Source organism: Alkalibaculum sporogenes, from assembly GCF_009362815.1.
GTDB lineage: Bacteria > Bacillota > Clostridia > Eubacteriales > Alkalibacteraceae > Alkalibaculum_A > Alkalibaculum_A sporogenes.
This window is the reverse complement of sequence record NZ_WHNX01000025.1, coordinates 32,331-40,501: the sequence shown is the minus strand read 5'-3', so window position 1 is coordinate 40,501 and position 8,171 is coordinate 32,331. Positions and strand designations below refer to the sequence as shown.

The window sequence follows — 8,171 nt, the reverse complement described above, 5'->3', positions numbered from 1 at the left end:
CTGTAACTCCTGAATATGCAGCTGAAATTGGCGCAGATGGTTATGCTCCTGATGCAGGTAGTGCTGCTGTAAAATCTAAAGAATTAGTAACAGCTTAAAAACTTACCTAAATATAAGGAGGCATAATATATGTTAACTAAAAGACAAAATTTATTAGAAACAATAAAAGGTGGTAATCCTGATAGATTTGTAAACCAATATGAATTTATGGAATTAGTAATGGAAGCTCCTTTAGGAACAATGGTAGGTCCAGGTCAAGAAATAAAAAATGAATGGGGAGTTACATTTAGATGGCCAGAAGGTCAACTTGGAGGTTTCCCTGTACATGATGAAGAACATATTGTATTAAAAGATATTACAGAGTGGAGCAAGTATGTTAAAGCACCTGCTGTACCAACTTCTGATGAAGCATGGGCGGCTGCTGTAGAACATGCAAATAATATAGATCGTAACGAAGTATTTGTTGCAGCCTTTGTTGCACCTGGTCTATTTGAAATGACTCATCACCTTATGCGTATGGAAGAAGCATTAATGGCATTCTATGAAGAACCTGAAGCAATGCATGAACTAATTGCTTATCTTACTGAATATGAATTAGCATATGCTAAAGAAATGATTAATCGTCTTCATCCTGATTGCATATTTCATCACGATGATTGGGGTAGTCAAATTTCTTCATTCCTTTCACCTGATATGTTTGAAGAATTCTTTGTACCAGCTTATAAGAAAATATATGGCTACTACAAAGCAAATGGTGTTGAACTTATTGTCCATCATAGTGATACATATGGAGTTAACCTAGTTCCTTCTATGATCGAAGTAGGCATAGATATTTGGCAGGGAGTTATGACTACTAACAACACTCCTGAACTTATAAAAGAATACGGTAGCCAAATAACATTCATGGGCGAAATTGATAGCGGTAAAGTTGATTTCCCTGAATGGACACCTGAAATAGTAGCTGAGCATGTGGAAAAAGCTTGTAAGTCATGTGGTAAGTTATATTTTATTCCAAACTTAACTCAGGGCTTGAATTTTAGCTCATTCCCAGGAGTATATGAAGAAACAAGTGCTGCAATTGATAGAATGAGTAAAGAAATGTTTTAATTAACACACTTAAAATAACAGTCTAGATATAATACCTAGATAAAGGATTCATAATTTATAGCATGTTTCCCATGAAAAACACCCTCCAATGGGAGGGTGTTTTTATATTTTTAGCCATCCATTATTTTTGTCCACTTGACAAAAGTATTATTTTTCATACTTTTAAAAACTACTAAATCCACAAATCAATTAATTCTTCATTTTCATTCATCCATACCCTTGCAGATTTCAACCCACCTATGATTCCTTTAAAAGCTGCTAATATTCTAGTAATACTACAAACAGAGTCATTTTCAAAAACTAATTAGTCCCTATAGAAATTCTTCCAACTGCAGTAACACTTATAGTAGTACTCAAAAATACACTTGCAAGCTCTTTTATAGCTTCTGAATTATCTATATTAACTGTAACTGTAATTTCACCTGACGCACCACGTCTTCTTGCTTCATCTATAGCTTCTTTTTTTGCTTCATTTGTGGCAATTTCTAAAGCCTCTGTATAATCATCAGTATATTTGTTCTGAGATTTACAAAATACAATAAAACCTTTCTCATCATCCGGTTTCACATAAATATCATGTACAACACGTATATTACCTACGATAGCACCTATAGCATTGGCTACTCCCGCATTCTCAGGTATCACACATTGTGTTCCTAACACTTTTGCTACATCAGGCAAAAATAAATGAATAGGTGCTCCAACTCCAACTAGACTTGCAGATGGAATTAAAAATTGAACATTTAAAAATGCAGGGGTCTCATCCTTAGAATTTTTCCAGCTATCCTTAATGATTTGTTCCATGTTTTCATCTATACCATTCTTCTTATAATTTTCATATTTGTCTTCAAGAAGCATTCTTACTATATTAAAATATAAAGTCTCTTTAACTAGATCATAAACTTTATTACAAAAATCTTCGATTGTTATCTTTGTATTACTTGTACGTTGATTCAAATGATTATATAGATTTGATAGATAAGATACACCTAGTTCTGCAGCTTTTGTATTAAACTCACAAAAATCTCCTTTAATATGCATAATATCAGTTGGAGTCACTCCACATCTCATTATAATTCCTTCACTCTCTAATCGTCTTAGTTGAGATGTATAACCACGCTTTTGTAACAATTCTACTGCCTCTTGATAAAGAAGTGGCCCATCTACTAATGCAGTACATAGTGCTAATTCCTCTTTACTATAAGAATTTGAACTTGAAATGTCTTTTACAATGCAAAAAAATTCATGTAAAGGATCAAAAGAAAACTGACCTTGCCCAATTAGCTTATTCAATTTTTTTATGATTTGTGGCCATCTTTTTGCTGCAATAGATAAGGGTATGACACGACTAGTACCTAAACTTAGTTCACCGTGTTTATCTACTCTTACAGAGCTATCGCCACCTAACCCAAAGGTATCAATATACACAGCCTTAACAAAAGTTTGCCAATCTCCTATTTTAACACCTGCTCGGGCTTTCACCGGTATTCCGTCCTTTACCAATGCCATATCTGTGGTTGTTCCTCCCATGTCGATGATAACACAATCTTTCTTTCCTGTTAGTTCTATTCCTCCCATAACACTAGCTGCTGGACCACACAATAGCGTTTCTACAGGTCTAATATTAGTAAAACTCTCAGACATTAAGCTTCCATCACTACGTACAATAACAACTGGAGCTAAAATCTCTCGTTTATTTAATGATTTTTTTATTGCATCCAAAAACTGTTCTATTACTGGTATCAATCTTGCATTTAATAGAGTAGATGAGCCTCTTTTCACATAATTCAAATCAGAAAACAATTCATGTCCACATACCGTGTTTAATCCATATTCCTTAGTAATGATTGCCTTTGCCTTTTCTTCACTCCCTGAATTCCTAATTCCAAGGTGCTGAACAACTGCTATTGCATCTGCATCTTTTATCCATTCTTTAGAATCTACTTTAAATGCTTCCCAATCTGGTTCTTTTTCTATCTCACCACTATAGCTAATTTCACCATCTAAAAAAAATATTTCACTAGAGTCTGGCAAACCGTAAGACTTTCCAGTACGGTCAATCACATCCTTATCTGCCCCAATAAAGATAAGCTTTCCTCTCCCACCTATACCTTCTACACAGGCGTTGGTAGCCAAAGTAGTGGAAAGTGAAACCAAGCTAGCTTGTTTTAGAATTTGTGATGGCAATTGATCTAAAGCATTTCCAATTCCTATGGATAAATCCTGCTTTGTAGTAAGTGCCTTTGCTGAAAATAATATTTCTTTTTCACTAAATTCATATATTACAATATCCGTATATGTACCTCCAGTATCAATACCTATTCCTATTTTCATAAGAAAACCCCTTTTGTTTAAATATTCATTTTAATCTATATTATAATATAAGTATATCTTATTATTCAATATAGGGGCTTCTCCTTTAATTAATGTATCCTAACCTTTAACCCGTAACCTTCAAGTTGTTCCTTACGGGCTTGCATTAACTTATCATTTGGAGGCTCTGAAACAAATACCTTTTGATTATTAAGAAGTCGATCATACTTTGATATACCCATCTTATGGTAAGGAAGAAGTTGTACAATGTCTATGTTATATTTTATATCTCTTAGAAATTCACCATATTTTTCAAAATGTTCTTTCGAATCATTTAGCATCGGAATAACAGGAATACGAATCCAGAACCGCCCACCCTTATTTGCAATTTTTCGTGCATTTTCTAATATTAGCTCGTTAGGCACTCCGATAATTTTCTTGTGAAGTTCGCTATCCATGCACTTAAGATCGTAAAGAAATAAATCACTATAGGGTAGCGCTTTTTCTATGTTTTGCCACTTAACAAATCCAGTAGTATCAATAGCTGTATTTATTTGATTTTCCTTGCATTTTTTCAAAAGTTCAATAGTAAACTCAGGTTGACAGAGGCACTCTCCTCCTGAAATAGTCACACCACCATTTGATTCGTCAAAAAATGGCTTGTCACGAATTAAGCGGTTTACTACCTCATCAACGGACTGGTCAACTCCACATATATAAAGTGCGTCTGCTTTGCAGACATTAGCGCATACGCCGCAGTCATTGCATTTGGACTTATCTACATGAGGGTATACAATATCATCCCCCAACTCTATATGGTTAATCAGACCACGGTTAATTGCATCATTGGGACAAACACCAATACACATTCCACAGTCATCAATGCCAATGCAGCGAATACTCATCCAATTTAGTTCACTAGAAAACTCTTTGGATTCAGGACTGTGACACCACGGGCAATCCAGAGGACAACCTTTAAGAAAAACTGTAGTACGGATGCCAGGACCATCCTGTACGCTAAATCCTTGTATATCATAGGTCTTTCCCGTAATTACTTTTTCCATATTAAAATACCTCCATATATAATCTGCTTTGCCTTATTTCAGTATATCAAAAGAATAGATTATTTCAATAGATCTTTCTCTTTTAAACTATAAATTTTCTTAATTTTACAAATTATTGTGGTATAATATATAATAACTAAATTATGGAAAGGAGAATTACCTATGTTTGAATTTTTTCCTGTATCTGATCGAATTAAGCGCATCCGTGAGAAGCGTGATGTATTTACTAGCGGTCGAAATATGACTATTAATTCTGAGCGTACAAAAATCTATACAGATTATTATGAGGCACATGAAAACGAGTATCCCATCCTGAAGCGCGCAGGCGCCTTCTATACATGGTGTGCTACTAAACAGATTAATATTTTTGACGATGATATCTTTGTTGGAACTCCAGGTCCCGATGAACGCTCCCTAAGTCCTTATGTAGAGTGGAGCTGTCAGTGGATACCTGGCATTGTAGATGACACTGATGATAACTTTAAAAAGGCATGGCAAACATCCGACTCCATCTATATGAGCGACGAACAACGAATAATATTTCGTGAAGCAAATGAATTCTGGAAGGACAGAACTATCTCCAGAATGGTTGAAGGAGCGCTCTCCGATGACTTCTGGGACGCTGCTGGCAATGGTTGTATCCTTGGAACAGGTAAAAACGACCCATTTTTCTTTGGCGTATCAGGTATGCCTCAGGGGCATTTTATTGCCAACTTTAACAAGGTTATTAATGTAGGCTTCGGCGAAGTCCGAAAAGAAGCGTTGGAGAAACTCGAAGCACAAAAGGGAAAGATTTTCGGTAATGCTGCCAAGTCTCACGCTTTTTATAATGCAGTTGTTCGCATCTGTGATGGTGCTATCTTACTATCTAAACGTTATGCTGAAGGCTGCCGCCAAAAGGCGAGTATAGAAACTCTCGAGAGAAAAAGCGAACTTCTAAGCATGGCGGATTCACTTGATTGGATCATGGAGAACCCTGCACGCACCTATTGGGAAGGTCTACAGGCTACTATATTCTATCAATTAATGCTATCCACTGACGCACAACAACATGGACAGTCTATCGGTCGTATTGATAAATATACAGGTCATCTTCTTCAAAATCAACTGGATCAGGGTACTATTACACAAGAACAAGCTCAAGAATACTCAGATGCCTTTATTCTTCGCTTGAGCGACATTATTGTGCTACCAGGTTTCTTCATGGACAACAAACGCATCATCGATTTGATTGCCCAAGGTCAGAGCCTATATTCTTCAATTTATAATGGTCTAACTCCTACTGCCGGGATAAACCTTACATTAGGTGGTCATAAAGCTGACGGATCAGATGAAACCACCCCTGTCACCTACTCACTACTTCAGACCTATGGCAGAATGAATTTTCCAGATCCTACTGTTGCACTCCGAGTACATAAAAATACTCCAGATGATGTCTGGAGATTGGGTATTGAGTCTAGCAAACTTTGTGGTGGTATCCCTCAGATACAAAATGACGATGTTATTATTAAATCTCTAATGGATATTGGTTTTTCTCATGAAGACGCTTGTGACTACAGTATTGTTGGTTGTGTAGAGCCAGGGGGTACCGGTAATGAGTGGCCTGCTTGCGGTATGACAGGACGAGAATCTATCTGGAATATGGTTGACGTAGTGCAGCTCACCATAAATGGTGGCATCAATCCGAGAACAGGCAAAATGGCGCTACCTTGTAAAAAACTCTATGAGTATGAGAGTTTCGACCAGGTCAAAGAAGCCTTCAAAGCTGAGATGCAGTATGTCCTTGATTGGACTGTCTCATACGCCAATACTTTTGAAATGGTGTATTCCCAGTACTTCCCATCCATTGTTGCTTCATCTATGATGGAAGGATGCATGGAAAAAGGTAAAGATGTTACAGAGGGCGGCGCTAAATACAACCGTACAGGTTTAACCGCTTGTGGTACAGCTAATGTAGGCGATAGCCTAATGACTATAAAAAAACTCTGCTTTGACGACAAGACTGTTCCTTTAAAAGAACTATATGACGCTCTGATGAATAATTGGGAAGGCTACGAGCAGCTTCGCCAAACTGTGATCAATGAAGTACCACATTACGGTAATGACAACGATGAAGTAGATGAGCTGGCTTCATGGGCATTAGGTCTCTTTGCAGATATCATGGCCAATGCAGATGGTCCCAGAGGTAAATACTCCGGTGGCACATTTACCATGACTGCTCATATCTATATGGGCGAAATGCTAGGCGCTACACCTGACGGTAGAAAAAACGGTGAACCCATAGCTGATGCTATCTCACCACGTCAAGGTTTTGACAAAAATGGTCCTACCTCCTACCTAAGAAGTGCCGCTAAACTGCCTCACCAAGCGCTATCCAACGGAGATCAATTGAATATTCGATTTACTCCATCATCTGTCGAGGGAGAAGATGGCGCCGAAAAGCTAAAGCAACTTATTAAGGCTTATTTTTCCTTAGGTGGTATGCAAGTTCAGTTCAATGTAGTTAGTACTGCAGCACTCCAAGAAGCACAAAAAAATCCCGACGAACACAAGAACCTAATAGTGCGTATAGCAGGCTTCTCAACCTATTTTGTAACTCTGAGTAAGAACACTCAGGACGACTTTATACAACGTACCGAGCAAGCTATTTAATACTTTTATTTATAATACTAGTAAGATATATCTAATTTCTTGCAAAGGACCAGTTTAATCTTTCGAATACTAACCCTCTAGATGAAAGTCATATCTTGCACTTAGACTTAAGAAAAACCTACATTACTACTGCAAATCTTCATCTAGTTCATCCAAGGCATATGGACAGTGTGATTTCTAATTACATCCATTATGACGAAATTAATATAGTTAAGCGCCAGAATTGAAAAATTCTGGCGGCTATTTTAAATTTTCTTTCTTGGCTTTGGCAAAGGAATTACTTTTTCTAAAGAGAGTATTACATCTTTGCTAAAATCTTTATTATCAATATCTAAAATATAATGAGCCTTAGAACCCGTATACGGAATACCTGTTTGTTCATTTTTCATTTGTTCCGCGATACAATCAAGACATTTTACATATACAGTGCTATCACAAACCAGTAGGATTGGTTTGTCATTCACATACAACATATATTCACCGAACATCTTTTTATATCGGATATCACCGATTCCCCTTATTTGGTCACATATATACTCCATGTATTCTACTGATGTTGCCATATTGCAACTCCTTTATCCCATTATTTTAATGCAATATAAATATCAATATCTGCATTCGCAAAGTCGCTGTTTATGTATTCTTCAAAATCGCCTGTAAAACTCCTGTCTAAATCCATACTCCATATTTTGCCCCATGCTTGCGCAACTGCTTTTTCCATATGTCCACGCACAGAGAATTTTGCATATCTACCAGCAGGAATAACTTTTGTTGTAAGCTCATCATTTTCTGACTTTTCTACTTCATTTCCTGCGGTCACAATATAACCGTTTTCTGTATAATTAGAATAAAGCCCTATTGCATAATTATTCACTTTATTATTTATTTTTGCATTAACGCCACCTTGATATAACTCTGCCCAAAGCTTGCCGATTTTCTCACCCATTTTGGGATCTTCGTTACTTGTTTCCGTGCTTACACCAACAATAATTTTTTCTTCAAGATTTACTATTTCATAATTCATTTTAAACGACC

At 36.6% G+C, this 8,171-nt stretch carries 6 protein-coding genes and 1 pseudogene; 3 read left to right on the top strand and 4 right to left on the bottom strand.

Going from position 1 to position 8,171, the window contains the following annotated elements; all coding sequences use genetic code 11:
- Positions 1-98: pseudogene (locus GC105_RS17320) on the top strand (cobalamin-binding protein); the annotation flags it as partial.
- 31 nt (positions 99-129) lie between these two features.
- A complete protein-coding gene (locus tag GC105_RS13190) occupies positions 130-1,107 on the top strand; it encodes a uroporphyrinogen decarboxylase family protein (protein ID WP_152805613.1) in 978 nt (325 codons plus the stop codon).
- Positions 1,108-1,407: 300 nt separating this feature from the next.
- Here the strand turns inward: GC105_RS13190 and GC105_RS13185 are convergent, their stop codons facing one another.
- Positions 1,408-3,441 carry a hydantoinase/oxoprolinase family protein gene (locus GC105_RS13185; protein ID WP_152805609.1) on the bottom strand — a complete coding sequence of 678 codons (2,034 nt, stop codon included), beginning with the start codon at positions 3,439-3,441 and terminating at the stop codon, positions 1,408-1,410.
- An 89-nt stretch (positions 3,442-3,530) separates the two neighbouring features.
- On the bottom strand, positions 3,531-4,484 hold the full coding sequence (locus GC105_RS13180) for a glycyl-radical enzyme activating protein (protein WP_152805606.1): 954 nt from the start codon (positions 4,482-4,484) through the stop codon (positions 3,531-3,533).
- A 162-nt stretch (positions 4,485-4,646) separates the two neighbouring features.
- Between GC105_RS13180 and GC105_RS13175 the strand changes: the two genes are divergently transcribed.
- Positions 4,647-7,136: a glycyl radical protein gene (locus GC105_RS13175; RefSeq protein ID WP_152805603.1), complete on the top strand. Its 2,490-nt coding sequence runs from the start codon at positions 4,647-4,649 to the stop codon at positions 7,134-7,136.
- A 245-nt stretch (positions 7,137-7,381) separates the two neighbouring features.
- Here GC105_RS13175 and GC105_RS13170 read toward each other — a convergent pair whose 3' ends face one another.
- Both GC105_RS13170 and GC105_RS13165 read right to left on the bottom strand, forming a co-directional pair.
- Positions 7,382-7,699, bottom strand: a complete 318-nt coding sequence (locus GC105_RS13170; RefSeq protein ID WP_152805600.1) for a TfoX/Sxy family protein — start codon at positions 7,697-7,699, stop codon at positions 7,382-7,384.
- Positions 7,700-7,719: 20 nt separating this feature from the next.
- Positions 7,720-8,160: a GyrI-like domain-containing protein gene (locus GC105_RS13165; protein WP_152805597.1), complete on the bottom strand. Its 441-nt coding sequence runs from the start codon at positions 8,158-8,160 to the stop codon at positions 7,720-7,722.
- Positions 8,161-8,171 lie beyond the last annotated feature (11 nt).